Annotated in this window: 14 protein-coding genes; 12 read left to right on the top strand and 2 right to left on the bottom strand. The window is 55.5% G+C overall.

The window, feature by feature from the left end; all coding sequences use genetic code 11:
* Window positions 1-4: 4 nt before the first annotated feature.
* From ACI77H_RS21560 to copD, 3 genes are all read left to right on the top strand, one after another.
* A complete protein-coding gene (locus ACI77H_RS21560; protein ID WP_407013739.1) occupies window positions 5-994 on the top strand; it encodes a copper resistance protein B in 990 nt (329 codons plus the stop codon).
* Between the two features lie 69 nt (window positions 995-1063).
* Entirely contained in the window at window positions 1064-1447 is a 384-nt protein-coding gene (gene copC, locus ACI77H_RS21555; protein ID WP_046482334.1) for a copper homeostasis periplasmic binding protein CopC, read from the top strand.
* A gap of 2 nt (window positions 1448-1449) precedes the next feature.
* Complete coding sequence (gene copD / locus ACI77H_RS21550) at window positions 1450-2385, top strand: copper homeostasis membrane protein CopD (RefSeq protein WP_407013738.1); 936 nt, start codon at window positions 1450-1452, stop codon at window positions 2383-2385.
* Window positions 2386-2436: 51 nt separating this feature from the next.
* On the opposite strand, the gene ACI77H_RS21545 is transcribed toward copD, so the two are convergent.
* The gene (locus ACI77H_RS21545) at window positions 2437-2883 is read right to left on the bottom strand and encodes a DUF411 domain-containing protein (protein ID WP_407013737.1); all 447 of its coding nucleotides are present in this window, start codon (window positions 2881-2883) and stop codon (window positions 2437-2439) included.
* Window positions 2884-3171: 288 nt separating this feature from the next.
* Between ACI77H_RS21545 and ACI77H_RS21540 the strand changes: the two genes are divergently transcribed.
* From ACI77H_RS21540 to ACI77H_RS21500, 9 genes are all read left to right on the top strand, one after another.
* Window positions 3172-3855: a heavy metal response regulator transcription factor gene (locus tag ACI77H_RS21540; protein WP_407013736.1), complete on the top strand. Its 684-nt coding sequence runs from the start codon at window positions 3172-3174 to the stop codon at window positions 3853-3855.
* A complete protein-coding gene (locus ACI77H_RS21535) occupies window positions 3852-5240 on the top strand; it encodes a heavy metal sensor histidine kinase (protein WP_407013735.1) in 1389 nt (462 codons plus the stop codon). The genes ACI77H_RS21540 and ACI77H_RS21535 overlap by 4 nt, the downstream gene beginning before the upstream one ends.
* Window positions 5241-5431: 191 nt before the next feature.
* Window positions 5432-5731: a metal-sensing transcriptional repressor gene (locus ACI77H_RS21530; protein ID WP_407013734.1), complete on the top strand. Its 300-nt coding sequence runs from the start codon at window positions 5432-5434 to the stop codon at window positions 5729-5731.
* A 7-nt stretch (window positions 5732-5738) separates the two neighbouring features.
* Entirely contained in the window at window positions 5739-6875 is a 1137-nt protein-coding gene (locus ACI77H_RS21525; protein WP_407014052.1) for a nickel/cobalt efflux transporter, read from the top strand.
* 172 nt (window positions 6876-7047) lie between these two features.
* Window positions 7048-7389 carry a hypothetical protein gene (locus tag ACI77H_RS21520; protein WP_094468402.1) on the top strand — a complete coding sequence of 114 codons (342 nt, stop codon included), beginning with the start codon at window positions 7048-7050 and terminating at the stop codon, window positions 7387-7389.
* A gap of 99 nt (window positions 7390-7488) precedes the next feature.
* Entirely contained in the window at window positions 7489-8745 is a 1257-nt protein-coding gene (locus ACI77H_RS21515) for a TolC family protein (protein WP_247289063.1), read from the top strand.
* Window positions 8742-10226 (top strand): efflux RND transporter periplasmic adaptor subunit, encoded by a 1485-nt coding sequence (locus tag ACI77H_RS21510; RefSeq protein WP_407013733.1) that lies wholly within the window; start codon window positions 8742-8744, stop codon window positions 10224-10226. Before ACI77H_RS21515 ends, ACI77H_RS21510 begins: the two co-directional genes overlap by 4 nt.
* Entirely contained in the window at window positions 10223-13381 is a 3159-nt protein-coding gene (locus ACI77H_RS21505; RefSeq protein WP_407013732.1) for an efflux RND transporter permease subunit, read from the top strand. Before ACI77H_RS21510 ends, ACI77H_RS21505 begins: the two co-directional genes overlap by 4 nt.
* On the top strand, window positions 13378-13728 hold the full coding sequence (locus tag ACI77H_RS21500) for a copper-binding protein (protein WP_149660834.1): 351 nt from the start codon (window positions 13378-13380) through the stop codon (window positions 13726-13728). The genes ACI77H_RS21505 and ACI77H_RS21500 overlap by 4 nt, the downstream gene beginning before the upstream one ends.
* 271 nt (window positions 13729-13999) lie before the next feature.
* Here the strand turns inward: ACI77H_RS21500 and ACI77H_RS21495 are convergent, their stop codons facing one another.
* Window positions 14000-14338, bottom strand: coding sequence for a DUF5329 domain-containing protein (locus tag ACI77H_RS21495; RefSeq protein ID WP_407013731.1), 339 nt, complete (start codon window positions 14336-14338; stop codon window positions 14000-14002).
* Window positions 14339-14544: the final 206 nt, after the last annotated feature.

The following is a 14544-nucleotide window of genomic DNA, read 5'->3' as shown; positions in this document are numbered from 1 at the left end:
GACTATGAGCAATTATTTTTGCGGGACTCGCATGCACTCTGCTGTATTTACCGTCGCTCTAGCCGCTGGTTTTGTCTTGCCGGCAGCCGCTGAAACAAGCCAGGGTACCGAAGACGGGCAGATGCAGACCATGGATCACAGCCAGATGCCGGGCATGGATCACGGCAAGATGGAAGGCATGGATCATAGCCAGATGCAGGGTATGGATCACAGCCAGATGCAAGGTATGGATCACAGCAAAATGGAGGGTATGCAGCCCGCCAAGCAACAACCGCAGACCCAAAGCCGGACGCCGATACCGCAATTGACTGATGCCGACAGAGCCGCTGTCTATAAGTCCCCTGGTGGTCACGCGGTTCATGACACAGCCCTCAACTCATTTTTTATATTTGAGAAATTGGAATGGCAGGATGCTGACGACGGAAGCGCATTGAACTGGGAAGCCCAAGGTTGGATTGGGGGAGATGTTGATCGTCTATGGTTGCGTTCCGAAGGCGAGCGCACCAATGGGAAGACTGAAAAAGCTGAGGTTCAAGCTTTGTGGGGGCATTCCATTAGCCCTTGGTGGGATCTAGTCGGCGGGGTTCGTCAAGACTTCAAACCAGAAGACCCTCAAACGTGGGCGGCTTTCGGTATCCAGGGCTTGGCGCTTTACAATTTCGAGGCTCAGGCTACTGCTTATCTGGGTGAAGGGGGCCAGACCGCAGCGCGTTTAGAAGGGAACTACGACATTCTTCTAACCAATAAGCTGATTTTGCAGCCAACGGCAGAATTTAATTTCTATGGCAAAAACGATCCCAAACGTGGAGTGGGTTCGGGGCTGTCCGAGAGTGAGATGGGTTTGCGGCTTCGGTACGAAATCCGTCCAGAGTTCGCACCTTACGTAGGTGTGACTTGGAATCGCTCTTATGGAAAAACCGCTGACTATGCCAGCGAGGAAGGCGAAGACCGCAGCGAAGCACGTCTAGTGCTTGGCGTCCGGGTGTGGTTCTAAATCCCAGTAAGCGGCACCAAATAATTAATTAACCTCATTACAACAGCTACGCGCTGTGAGGAGCCTTGCATGTCTGTATTTAAATCCTGTGTTGTGGCCGTCGCTCTTTCATCCAGCCTTCTGCTCAGTGCAGTTGCCCAGGCTCACCCTAAGCTGGTGTCTTCAACTCCAGCTGAAGGCGGGAACGGCCCAGCCCCCGCGAAGATTGAGCTGCACTTTTCTGAAAACCTGGTTACCCAGTTTTCCGGAGCCAAGTTGATCATGACCGACATGCCCGGCATGCCAAACTCTCCTATGGGTGTGAAAGCCAGCGTGGCCGGCAGTAACGACCCTAAAACCATGGTCTTGACCCCGGCCTCTCCTCTCACAACTGGCACCTACAAAGTGGAATGGCGAGCGGTTTCGTCCGATACCCATCCGATTACTGGCAGCGTCACCTTCAAAGTGAAATAAGTATGAGCGACCCAATTAACGTGGCGCTGCGCCTCGCGCTGTATTTGGATCTGATGCTCCTCTTCGGTCTTGCCGTCTTTGGGCTATACAGCTTTCGGGGAAAAGAGCGTGTATCGGGAACGCTGTTGCATTTTGGGTCGCTACTACCTGGCACCGCTGTTGTAGGTATGCTTTTGTCCATAGCAGCTTTTGTAGTTATGACAAAAAATATGAGCGGCGCATCCGACTGGGCGGAGCTGCGAGCTCACATGGAAATGATGCTGTACGAGACTGAGGTGGGTTACAGCTGGGTGACACGCATGATCTCGCTAGCAGTGGTGATTTTTGCTGGAAGCCAGAACAGGCGATGGCCGACGGGCAGTCTCTGGGTCGCTACCATTGCGGGCAGCATTGCCTTAGCGACAATCCCATGGACAGGTCACGGGGCGATGGATGAAGGCGCCCTGCGATTCTGGCACTTTGCCGCTGATATTCTGCACCTACTTGCGGCTGGCGGATGGATCGGAGCTCTCGCGGCGTTTGGTCTGATGCTGAGTATTAGGGGGGCTAATTCGGAGCAACTGGTACGAGTGCTAACGCGAGCGCTCAGGGGATTCGAAACAGCGGGCGCATTCATTGTTGGTACGATCATAGTTACTGGTGTCGCTAATTATCTCTTCATTGTAGGGCCGACAGTAATCGAAGTCGTAACCAGTACCTATGGCATTCTCCTACTCGTGAAGATCCTACTTTTCGTGGGCATGATCGGGCTAGCTACCCTCAATCGTTTCTACCTGAGCCCTTCACTAGAGCGATCTGTGGTGGCCGGTGATTTTTCTCTAGCGGCAACTGCTTTGAGAAAAAGTGTGGTGATCGAATCGACCTGTGCTGTCGTCATCGTTTGCTTGGTGGCTTGGCTAGGAACATTGAGCCCCTCAATCGAGATGGCTCAAGGGTGATCCAGGAGCTAGATCCGAGCGGCCCCAACGGCGCTCAGATCTGAGCAACGACTATCGGCTGATGGGGTAGTCAGCGACCACTTCTTGCGCACCTGCCTTGGTAAGCCCCAGGACTTGGTAAGGTTGATGATTCTGGCCGTAGTCCATACCAGGAGAACCTGCGGGCATGCCTGGCACTGCAATTCCTGCGAGGTCTGAATGACCATTCAGCTTCTTGATTTCATCGGCGGGGACATGACCCTCTACGAATTTGCCGTCAATTACACCCGTATGGCATGAAGCGAGTCCCTGTGGCACGCCCAGGTTCTGCTTGATAGCGCTCATATCACTTTCCACGTGGTCGACTACCTTGAATCCATTCAATTCAAGATGCTTGACCCACTCCTTGCAGCACCCGCAGTTCGCGTCACGATGTACGTCAATTGTGAGTGGCTCAGCTGCCTGCACAACCCCACAAATCATCAATCCCACAGCAAGCGATAGCTTTAGTTTGAACATTCTATGCACCTCGTCACGTGTCATTGCGCGGTTGCTCTGCATGCCCTTGGCGTGCACCACGAGTAGCGCTTCCGCACCGCCAGCAAGGTAGGTTAAGCGCAAAAAGCTCAGATTGCCGGTTACATTTTTGTAAGCTGCTGACTAGCTTCTCTCCCTCAATCCACCACACCCGGCCCCGTTGTGACTGGGCGCTTTCCGTTTGCTGTTGGGACAATTACATTTGCGTAAGCTTGCGCACAGTCGTCAGTTTGGTTGCACACTTGAACGCCGTACAACCGGAGCCCAAGCATGAAACTGTTGGTAGCAGAAGACGAACCTAAAACCGGAATTTACCTCCAACAAGGCTTGGTGGAAGCCGGCTTCAGTGTCGACAGGGTTGTGACCGGGACGGAGGCGTTGCATCAGGCGTTGAACGAGACCTACGATCTCTTAATTCTGGACGTAATGATGCCGGGCATTGATGGCTGGGAAGTTATCCGAAATGTCCGCACAGCCGGGAACTCTGTTCCTGTGCTGTTTCTGACGGCCAGGGACGGAGTTGATGACCGGGTAAAAGGGCTGGAATTAGGTGCGGACGACTATCTAGTCAAACCCTTCGCATTTTCTGAATTGCTTGCCCGCGTCAGAAGCTTGCTTCGCCGTGGCGCCGCCGTACCCAATCAGACATCTATCAAGATCGGGGATCTGGAGGTCGATCTTCTAAAGCGACGGGCCTCGCGCTCAGGTCGACGCATTGACCTTACCGCCAAGGAATTTTCGCTGCTAGAGCTGCTGATGCGTCGTCGGGGAGAAGTCTTGCCGAAATCACTGATCGCATCGCAGGTTTGGGACATGAACTTCGACAGTGATACCAACGTGATCGAAGTCGCGATTCGTCGGCTCCGGGCCAAAATCGATGACGATTTCGACACCAAGATGATTCAGACCGCGAGGGGAATGGGGTACATGCTAGATGCTCCGGATACAGAATGAAGCGCGCATCTCTTACCCTCCGTTTAAGCATGATGTTTGTCTGTGCCGTGGTGGCCGTGTTGGTAGTAGCAGGCTTTACCTTTGATGGGTTCAGTCAGCATCACTTTAAGGCCATCGACCGTCAAGCGATGACGGAAAAGCTCGAATCCATTCGGCAAATAATGGATGGCGAAGCTGGCTCCGCAGACCCTTCAGAAGTTGTGTTGCAACTACAAGCACTCCTTGGTGCTCACCAGGAACTCTCAGCCTCAATTATCGCGATGGGCGGGAAGACGTTCTTCGCGACTTCAAATGCAGTTGGACATCCTTCTTCCTCCTCTGGTGACCCGAGGGAAGATATGTGGGAGTGGACAGCTGGAGGCCATATGTACCGAGGCATGAAAGCCCAAGTTCATTTGGCGAATGAAGCTGAGCCACTGACCGCGTGGCTGAGTCTAGACATTACAAGCCATATGCATTTCGTTGAAACTCTGCGCTGGTGGTTAGTGATCGGGCTGGCGATTAGCGCCTTGGTCAGCGCAGGTTTAGGGTGGTTGGTCGCGCTCAGCGGGCTGAAGCCGGTCGCACAAGTAACGAAAGTCGCGGCCTCGATGTCAGCCGGATCGCTGAAAGAGCGGATTCCCATGGACTCTGTGCCTCGCGAGCTAGAGCTCCTCGTCACTTCGTTCAACGCTATGCTGGCTCGCCTTGAAGAATCATTTGCTCGGTTGTCTAACTTTTCAGCCGATATCGCGCACGAGCTACGTACTCCTATCAGCAATCTGCGCACACATACCGAAGTCATCCTCACAAAGAAACGTGCACCAGAGGATTATGAAGAGAATCTTTATTCCAACCTGGAAGATCTGAACCGACTCTCCAGCATTATTGACGGCATGCTTTTTTTAGCAAAGTCGGACAACGGCCTGGTTCTACCTGCCAAAGAGAAAATCGAGTTGCGTTCGGTCGTCGAGAAATTGTTCGAGTATTACCAGCTTCTGGCAGACGACACAGGGGTAAAGCTGCAGGTAGTCGGGCACGGCGCGGTGAATGGTGACAGGACGATGCTGGATCGGACGATCTCAAATTTGCTGTCCAATGCGCTCAGGTATACCCCACCTGACTGTACGATCTCCGTGAAAATCGAGCCCCTTGGCGACATGATCAGCTTGTCAGTGGAAAACCCCGGCGAGGAGATAGCGGTAGAGCATCTGCCCCGGCTGTTTGACCGTTTTTACCGAGTCGATCCCGCACGGAGAGAGAGCGCTACGAACCATGCGGGGTTAGGGCTGGCAATCGTCAAATCACTGGTCGACGCCCATGACGGCACCGTTGGATGTGTCTCCAGAGATGGCCATACGACCTTTATGATCAGCCTACCCGCGTGGCCTGCTGACCACGAGTGAAAGCAAAGGGATCGCCCGGCCCTGTCCACAAACATGGCAAGAACAAACGCGAGTACCACCGTCAATGTGAGTGTTCTGCTGAACATGGCGTTCGGGTTTCAACTCTTCTTATCGGGTTCTGATACGTTTGACCTATCCCCCTAGGGGGGATAGGATGCCGGCGTAATTCATTGAGGCCTGAGGCTCAAGCCATGAGTGAGCAAGAACACCAACATAGCCATCCGCACACCCACCAAAGTCACGATGCGATCATCAAGCGCCTCAAGCGGGCTGATGGCCATTTACGCGGCATCATCACCATGATCGAAGAGGGTCGTGAATGCGTGGACATTGCTCAGCAGTTGCACGCTGTTGAAAAAGCGGTGTGCCAAGCCAAGCGCACGCTCATTCAGGATCACATCGATCACTGCCTGGAGGACACCGTCTCGGCTTTGAATAATGGCGAGCGCGCACCGCTGGAAGCCTTCAAGCAAATCACCAAATACCTCTAGGTCTGACATGCCCAACTTCGCTGAATTGCTACAACAGGGCGGGGCTCACGCCTGGCTGTATTTCCCTAGCGCCATTCTGCTCGGTGCCTTGCATGGCTTGGAGCCCGGCCATTCAAAGACCATGATGGCAGCGTTCATCGTGGCCATTCGTGGCTCGGTTAAACAGGCCGTGTTGCTGGGCTTGGCCGCTACGCTTTCGCACACTGCCGTAGTGTGGCTAGTCGCTATCGGCGGGATGTATCTGGGCAAAGGCTTGGACGCACAAACCACTGAGCCATACTTCCAGCTCGCGTCCTCTGCACTGATCATCGCAATTGCGCTTTGGATGCTGTGGCGTACCTGGCGCGGTGAGCAGATGTTCAAGTTCGAGCAAGGTGATGACCACCATCACGGCGAGCATGACCATGGACATCATGATGAAACCCACCGAATCGATACCGGCCACGGGCGCATCGAACTGTCGATTTTTGAAGTAGGTATGCCACCGCATTGGCGCCTAAAGACATTGACCGGACGTGCCTGGGCTGCCTCAGATGTTCGCCTGATGATTACCCGTCCAGACGGCAGCACCCAATCGTTCGCTTTCGTCGAGCGCGAAGGCTTCCTGGAGTCGACGCTCGATATTCCCGAGCCACATGAGTTCAGTGCCCGCCTGAGTCTGGGCCATGCCGGCCATTCCCATGATTACGACCTGGAATACCAAGAACATGAACACCATCACGCGCATTCCGAACTGGAAGGGTTGGAATTGTCGATTGACGGTTATCAGGATGCGCATGAGCGTGCCCATGCCAACGATATCCGCAAGCGATTCACCAACCGTGAAGTCACCACGGGCCAGATCATCATATTCGGTTTGACGGGTGGGCTCATTCCTTGCCCAGCGGCTATCACCGTCCTGCTGCTCTGCCTTCAGGTCAAAGAAGTCGCCTTGGGTGGTGTGCTCGTCCTGTGCTTCAGCATTGGTTTGGCACTCACATTGGTAACAGTAGGTGCCGCCGCCGCTATTGGCGCGAAACAGGCTTCCAACCGCTGGCCATGGCTGGGCACCGTTGCTCGTCGTGCGCCGTACCTGTCCAGCGTACTGATCGTCGGTGTTGGTCTGTACGTGGGCTTCCATGGCTGGATGGGCCTGACCGCATAAGGCGACGTCCGAGTGTTCGAGCTCACCAGCAACACTGGTCTGTTACCTATTTTCGATGCGTAATGCTGGCTTAACTCCTATCTGGCGTCATAGCTTTCGAGAAACTTTGACTACAGGTCGATGGTGACGTGTTCAATTGTAAGAGCCATTTGCAGCGACTAGACTCCAGACCATGAAACGCTATCTGCGGTTTTGCATCATCTTCATGATCAGCTTGGCGCTTCCCCTCAGTGGGATGGCGGGCGTTCAGGCACCGACAGAACCGTGCCCAATGAAGACGATGGGCATGGCGATGATGGACGACATGGGGATGGACTGCTGCAACGATATGAAAAGCCCTTCCGAGCACGGCAAACCTTGTAAGCCGGGCCAGGAATGCAAGACAGGCGGCATGCTGCAAGTCTCGATCTTCAAGCCTCCTGTAACCGTATTCAGCCCTGTAGTGCTTTCATTCTTAAGCGATTCCTTACCTGTAAAGACCTCGTCCGGGGTTTGGCGACCGCCTCGCGTTTGATTCCTGTCCCACATTGAGCGTCATTCCGCATTAGCGGGATGGACTAGCTGCGCGCATGTCTTTTTTCGTGTGCAGTGGACGATCACAGGAATCGTAAACATGAACCCTAAGTGCTATTGCACAGGTTGGTCACTCGTGGCCGGCCTGGCGGCATGCATGCTGGCATTGCCGAGCCTCGCTGCCGGCTTAACGCTCGATGAAGCGTTGCGGCTGGCAGAAAACAATGCGCCGTCGCTGACCGCACAAGACGCGAAAATTCAGGCTGCCAGCAATGCAGCCATCCCTGCTGGTGAATTACCTGATCCCAAGCTCCTGGTGGGCGTGCAGAACTACCCCATCGGCGGCCCGGATCGTTGGAGTATCGACCAAGACTTCATGACTATGCGGATGGTCGGGGTCAGGCAGGAGATGCCCAATAGCGACAAGCGCAAAGCGCGTATCGAAGTCGCCGATGCAGCTATTGATCGTGCCTCTGCGGAGCGTCGAGTCGAACGTCTGAAAGTGCGCCAGTCCACGGCGTTGGCCTGGATCAGCAGCTACTCGGTTGAGCGCAAAGATGTGCTGTTCCAGGACTTCTACAAAGAAAACCGCCTGCTGAGCGATACCGTCCGGGCCCAAATTGCCGGTGGCCGCGCTCAACCCGCCGATGCGGTGACACCCAAGCAGGAAGCAGCTCAACTGGCGGAGCAGCAGGACGATCTGATTCTCCAGAGAGCACAGGCTCGAGCGGCCCTCAAACGCTGGATTGGCTCCGCCGCCAACGACAAGCCTGTGGGCAGCTTGCCTGAATGGCCCGTCGACACCTCAAGTTACTCTCATAAACTGCAACACCATCCCGAGTTGGCAGCGTTTGCACCGATGACCCGCGAAGCGCAAGCCAAGGTTCGTGAAGCTGTGTCGGAGAAGCAGTCAGACTGGAGCTGGGAACTGGATTACCAGCGCCGTGGCCGTGAGTTCGGCGATATGGTCAGCGTGCAATTTTCCTGGGATCTACCGCTGTTTCCTGACTCTCGCCAAAACCCCAAAATCGCAGCCAAACAGGCGGAACTCAGTCAGCTTGAGGCCGAGCGCGAAGCCCTGTCACGCGAGCATACCCAGCAACTGGAAAACGAACTGGCTGACTATGAGCGCCTGAATCGTGCGGTACGCCGTAACCAGGAAAGCCTGTTGCCGCTGGCTAAGGAAAAGGTCGAACTCAGCATGGCCAGTTATCGCTCGGGAAAAGGCGATTTAAACGCCGTTGTTGCCGCCCGTCGTGAACTCATCGAGGCCCGCCTCAAACAGATCGACGTGGAAGAGCAGCGAGCGCTGACCAGTGCGCGGTTGTATTTTGCTTATGGGGAGTCCAGCCAATGATCCTTAAAAAAGGGAACGGGGCATTGCTGGTAGGCATCTCGCTGGCATTGGGTGTTGCCGGTGGTTTTTGGTTGGCACATCAGCGCATGAGTGGACTACCAAATACCACACAGGAGCAGAGTCTCAATTCACAGGGCGAACGCAAAGCACTGTATTGGTATGACCCCATGTACCCGCAGCAAAAGTTCGATAAGCCGGGTAAATCCCCCTTCATGGACATGCAACTGGTTCCTCAGTACGCCGGTGGCGCAGGGGATCGTGCGACCGTCAGTATCGATCCGAGTCTGACGCAGAATCTCGGTCTGCGTTTTGCAACAGTCACCCGTGGAATCTTTGACTCCAGCCTCGATGTGACGGGAGTCTTGGGATTCAACGAACGTGATGTCGCTGTGATTCAGGCTCGCACCACTGGCTTTGTGGAGCGGGTATATGCCCACGCTCCCGGTGATGTGCTCAAAGCCAACGCGGCGTTGGCGGATATCCTGGTGCCGGAATGGGCGGCTGCCCAGACAGAGCTTCTTGCCCTGAAGCGCAGCGGGGATGCTGACCTGTTGGCTGCGGCTCGCCAGCGACTGCGGCTCACAGGGATGCCGGCAGCACTGATTACTCAAGTAGAGCGTGGCGGTAAGGTTCAGCCGTACCTGACCCTCACCAGCCCTATTGGTGGTGTGCTGCAAGAATTGAATGTACGTGCGGGGATGACCGTGGCGACTGGAGATACTCTGGCACGCGTCAATGGCTTGAGCAGTGTCTGGCTCGCCGTGGCCGTTCCAGAATCGGATGCCGGATCGATCACCGTGGGGCAGGCGGTCGAAGCGCGTCTGCCAGCCTTCCCTGGGACAATGCTCAGTGGCAAGGTCAGTGCGATTTTACCCGAGACCAACCCGGACAGCCGCACTCTTCGCGTGCGTGTGGAACTACCCAATCCCGACGGGCGCCTCATACCGGGTTTGACGGCGCAGGTACGCCTGAATCGCTCGACCGGGCAAAGTGTGTTGTGGGTGCCGAGCGAGGCCGTCATTCGCACTGGCCGACGTGCCTTGGTGATGCTCGCCGAAGACGCGGGCCGCTACCGTCCAGTGGAAGTGCACCTCGGGCAGGAAAGCGATGGCAAGACGGCGATAGTGAAAGGTCTGGAAGAAGGCCAGAAGGTGGTTACGTCTGGCCAGTTCCTGCTCGACTCGGAGGCCAGTCTTAAGGGAATCGTTGCAAGCTCGGAGGAAGAGTCACTGCCCAGCGCAGCAACCTCCAGTTTTCATGAGGCGGATGGGCAGATCGTTGAGATCAACGACAAAGAAGTCACGCTCGCCCATGGCCCCTTCAAGACGCTGGGCATGCCTGGCATGACGATGACTTTCCCACTCGCCAGTCCGGCTCTGATACAGGGCCTCAAAGCGGGCGACAAGGTTCGTATCGCGGTCAGCCAGACCGATGATGGTTTGCGTGTTGAGCGCCTGGATAAATCGGGGAGCCAGCCATGATCGCGGCCCTAATTCGTTGGTCAGTGGCCAACCGATTCCTGGTGCTACTGGCGACACTTTTTGTCACGGCGTGGGGCATTTGGTCGGTGCAGAGCACGCCCATTGATGCGCTGCCAGACCTCTCCGATGTGCAGGTGATCATCCGTACACCTTACGCAGGCCAGGCGCCGCAGATTGTCGAAAACCAGGTGACCTATCCGTTGGCGACCACCATGCTCTCGGTGCCAGGCGCAAAGACGGTGCGCGGTTATTCCTTCTTCGGTGACAGCTTCGTCTACGTGCTGTTCGAGGACGGTACTGACCTGTACTGGGCCCGCTCACGGGTGTTGGAGTATCTGAGTCAGATACAAAGTCGGTTGCCAGCCAGCGCAAAGCCAGCGTTGGGGCCGGATGCGACGGGAGTGGGTTGGATCTATCAGTACGCCTTGGTGGATCGCAGTGGCGGACATGATCTTGCACAGCTTCGTGCACTTCAGGACTGGTTTCTCAAGTTCGAACTCAAGACCCTGCCGAACGTTGCGGAGGTGGCCACTGTGGGGGGTATGGTCAAGCAGTACCAGGTGCAGCTTGATCCCCTCAAACTAGCCAGCCTCGGTATCACTCAAGCTGAGGTAACCGAGGCTATCGGCAAGGCCAATCAGGAAACCGGTGGTGCCGTGCTGGAGATGGCAGAGACCGAGTTCATTGTGCGGGCCTCAGGCTACCTAAAAACGCTCAATGACTTTCGTGCTATTCCGTTGAAGCTCGGTGCTGGAGGTGTACCGGTGAGTCTTGGCGATGTCGCCACGATCCAGTTGGGGCCGGAAATGCGGCGTGGCATTACTGAACTCGACGGCGAAGGCGAGACCGTCGGCGGCGTGGTGATTTTGCGCAGCGGAAAGAATGCTCGCGAGACCATTGCGGCGGTCAAGACCAAACTCGACGAGCTGAAAAAAAGTTTGCCAGTCAGGGTGGAAATCGTCACCACCTATGACCGGAGCAAGCTGATCGACCGTGCCGTGGAAAACCTCAGCCACAAGCTAATCGAAGAGTTCATCGTCGTCGCGTTGGTCTGCGGGATCTTTCTCTGGCACTTGCGCTCATCGCTGGTAGCGATCATTTCGCTGCCGGTGGGGGTGTTGATTGCTTTCATCGTCATGCGTTACCAAGGGATCAACGCCAACATCATGTCCTTGGGTGGGATTGCCATCGCCATCGGCGCCATGGTCGATGCTGCCGTGGTGATGATCGAGAACGCCCATAAGAAGATCGAGGCCTGGCACGCGGCCAATCCTGGGGAGGAACTGAAGGGTGAGCGTCATTGGCATGTAATGACCGAAGCGGCGGCAGAAGTAGGCCCAGCACTGTTCTTCTGTTTGTTAATCATCACCCTGTCGTTCATTCCGGTTTTTACCCTGGAAGCACAGGAAGGGCGATTGTTCGGCCCATTAGCTTTCACCAAGACCTACGCCATGGCCGCAGCGGCGGGATTGTCAGTGACTTTGGTACCAGTGCTGATGGGCTATTGGATTCGGGGTCGAATCCCCACTGAGCAGCACAACCCGCTAAACCGTTGGCTGATCCGGATCTACCAGCCCGCTCTGGACGCGGTGCTGCGTCGACCAAAGATCACGCTGCTGGTGGCGCTATTGGTTTTTGTCAGCGCGTTATGGCCATTGTCACGCCTAGGTGGCGAGTTTCTTCCACCGTTGGACGAGGGTGATCTGCTGTATATGCCTTCGGCTCTGCCGGGGTTGTCGGCACAGAAAGCGGCGCAACTACTGCAACAGACCGACCGCCTGATCAAAACCGTGCCAGAGGTCGAACATGTCTTCGGTAAAGCTGGTCGTGCCGAAACCGCCACTGACCCCGCACCGCTGGAAATGTTCGAAACCACGATCCAGTTCAAGCCGCATGACCAATGGCGTTCAGGGATGACCCAGGAAAAACTGGTGGAAGAACTGGATCGAGTGGTACGAGTCCCAGGGTTGACCAATATCTGGATACCGCCGATTCGTAACCGCATCGACATGCTGGCCACCGGGATCAAGAGTCCCATCGGAGTGAAAGTTGCCGGCAGCAACCTGACGGAAATCGATGCGGCGACTCAGGCCGTCGAGCGGGTGGCAAAGGACGTGCCCGGTGTCAGTTCGGCTCTGGCCGAGCGACTGACCGGTGGCCGTTATATCGACGTGGATATCGACCGCAAGGCCGCCGCCCGCTACGGACTAAATATCGCTGATGTGCAGTCCATCGTTGCCGGCGCTATCGGCGGCGAAAACGTCGGGGAGACCATTGAAGGCCTCGCACGCTTTCCGATTAACGTGCGTTACCCACGTGAGTGGCGTGACTCGCTAGGCGCTTTGGCGCAGTTGCCAATCTACACACCGCTAGGTAGCCAGATCACCCTCGGCACGGTAGCGAAGGTCACGGTCACGGACGGCCCGCCTATGCTCAAGAGCGAGAACGCACGGCCTTCAGGCTGGGTTTATATAGATGTGCGTGGTCGGGACATTGCTTCTGTGGTCGCCGATCTACGCCAGGTCGTCAATGAGCAGGTCAAGTTGCAGCCCGGCATGAGTCTGAGCTACTCAGGACAGTTCGAGTTTCTCGAAAGGGCCAACGCACGCCTCAAACTGGTGGTACCTGCCACGCTGTTGATCATCTTCGTGCTGCTCTACCTGACTTTCGCCCGCTTCGATGAGGCCTTGCTGATCATGGCCACTCTGCCATTCGCACTGACCGGTGGAGCATGGTTCCTCTATCTGTTGGGATTCAACCTGTCGGTCGCCACCGGAGTCGGCTTTATCGCATTGGCCGGGGTGTCTGCCGAGTTCGGCGTGATCATGCTGCTCTACCTGAAGAACGCTTGGGCTGAACGTGAAGACCTCGGCGATAGCACTGAGCGCGGGCTGGTTGCGGCGATTCGTGAAGGAGCTGTGCAGAGAGTTCGGCCCAAGGCCATGACAGTGGCCGTCATTATCGCTGGGCTATTACCCATCTTGTTAGGCAGCGGGACTGGTAGCGAAGTGATGAGCCGCATTGCCGCGCCCATGATCGGCGGTATGGTCACGGCACCTTTGCTTTCCCTGTTTGTCATTCCGGCAGCCTATCGTCTGATGCGTCGTCGGCACCTCTCAGTTGCACCCATCAAGCCTCAAGGAAAAGTCGTATGAAACTGACCATGATTGCAGTTGCAAGCACCGTATTTGCGCTTTCACTTTCTGTCCATGCAGAGGACATGCCGGGCATGAAAATGGACGGTATGGAGGGCATGCAGATGGAACAAGATTCAAAACAGGCTCAAGTTGCCAATGCCGAGGGAACGATCAAGGCTATAGATACTACGAAGCATACGTTGACCATCTCCCACGGAGCTGTTCCAGCCGTACAGTGGCCTCCAATGACAATGGCCTTTTCAGTGACGGAAGATCAGCTGACAGGGCTGACGGCTGGAGACCGTGTAACGTTTTCCTTTCGGCTAGAGGGCGGCAAAGCCGCAATTGTTTCCATTAAAAAATAAGAATGTAACGATGAGAATCACCGGCACGCTCTGTCGTGCCGATTTTTTTGGTGTGCCTAGCGCCCGCCAAAAATAGCTCTCCCTCCCGTTACACGTCTGGTCAAACCAGATTGACCGGGGGATTGCGCTGGCGTCGCAGCGAAATAAGTTCCCGCCAGAATAGCCCCTCAAACCACAACAATGATCACCGACGCCATTTTGCTTACCAAACGCGCCACAGATGGGAGTGAAAAGCTATGCCACCTAGGGTGTTGTTCGACTTTGGACTAAATCAATGAAGCTGCCGTTGCCTCTGTAGCTCCTTTTTCAGCCACTTGTTTGCCGGCTGCGCGCCTTCTGGACATCGCACCTCATAGGCGCGGCCACTTGAACTGCTTTTAGTGGCAGCAAGATCAATGAAGTCTTCTGCACTGTTCACCATGTTCTTACCTTCGAGATAACTAAGCTTCTTCTCCAGATGCCCTCGAGCCAGGGTTCCTGGGTACTCACTCCCGTTACGCACAAACTGACATTGACTGTGTTCGACAAAGTCCAGCAAGCCTTTAATCTCTTGAGTGGATTGAGGAGTGGCCTGAGCCTGCGCATCAGTTACGATTGCGATAAGGCTCATACTCGCAACCATCATCAATAGGCTGATAGGCCCTGCCGCCGCGCCTCTCCAAATTCTCACGGTTCATCCTCTTACTAAAACTTGCACTAATGTCCCAGCCTTTAACTGATACCAAGAATACTGCAGGACTCGCACGGACTTAAAAGAGCCGGCGCAGCAATATACGCAGACTACGGATAGTTCAAGGCTTGCGATAGGCGCAAAGG

This window comes from Pseudomonas sp. O230, assembly GCF_045447035.1.
In the GTDB taxonomy this organism is placed as follows: Bacteria; Pseudomonadota; Gammaproteobacteria; order Pseudomonadales; family Pseudomonadaceae; genus Aquipseudomonas.
Note: the sequence above shows the minus strand (reverse complement) of the source record. Positions and strands in the feature narration are given on the sequence as shown.

Coding starts and splice junctions, on each gene's coding strand:
- ACI77H_RS21560 (WP_407013739.1), top strand. CDS start 5: ATGAGCAATTATTTTTGCGGGACTCGCATGCACTCTGCTGTATTTACC.
- copC (WP_046482334.1), top strand. CDS start 1,064: ATGTCTGTATTTAAATCCTGTGTTGTGGCCGTCGCTCTTTCATCCAGC.
- copD (WP_407013738.1), top strand. CDS start 1,450: ATGAGCGACCCAATTAACGTGGCGCTGCGCCTCGCGCTGTATTTGGAT.
- ACI77H_RS21545 (WP_407013737.1), bottom strand. CDS start 2,883: ATGTTCAAACTAAAGCTATCGCTTGCTGTGGGATTGATGATTTGTGGG.
- ACI77H_RS21540 (WP_407013736.1), top strand. CDS start 3,172: ATGAAACTGTTGGTAGCAGAAGACGAACCTAAAACCGGAATTTACCTC.
- ACI77H_RS21535 (WP_407013735.1), top strand. CDS start 3,852: ATGAAGCGCGCATCTCTTACCCTCCGTTTAAGCATGATGTTTGTCTGT.
- ACI77H_RS21530 (WP_407013734.1), top strand. CDS start 5,432: ATGAGTGAGCAAGAACACCAACATAGCCATCCGCACACCCACCAAAGT.
- ACI77H_RS21525 (WP_407014052.1), top strand. CDS start 5,739: ATGCCCAACTTCGCTGAATTGCTACAACAGGGCGGGGCTCACGCCTGG.
- ACI77H_RS21520 (WP_094468402.1), top strand. CDS start 7,048: ATGAAACGCTATCTGCGGTTTTGCATCATCTTCATGATCAGCTTGGCG.
- ACI77H_RS21515 (WP_247289063.1), top strand. CDS start 7,489: ATGAACCCTAAGTGCTATTGCACAGGTTGGTCACTCGTGGCCGGCCTG.
- ACI77H_RS21510 (WP_407013733.1), top strand. CDS start 8,742: ATGATCCTTAAAAAAGGGAACGGGGCATTGCTGGTAGGCATCTCGCTG.
- ACI77H_RS21505 (WP_407013732.1), top strand. CDS start 10,223: ATGATCGCGGCCCTAATTCGTTGGTCAGTGGCCAACCGATTCCTGGTG.
- ACI77H_RS21500 (WP_149660834.1), top strand. CDS start 13,378: ATGAAACTGACCATGATTGCAGTTGCAAGCACCGTATTTGCGCTTTCA.
- ACI77H_RS21495 (WP_407013731.1), bottom strand. CDS start 14,338: ATGAGCCTTATCGCAATCGTAACTGATGCGCAGGCTCAGGCCACTCCT.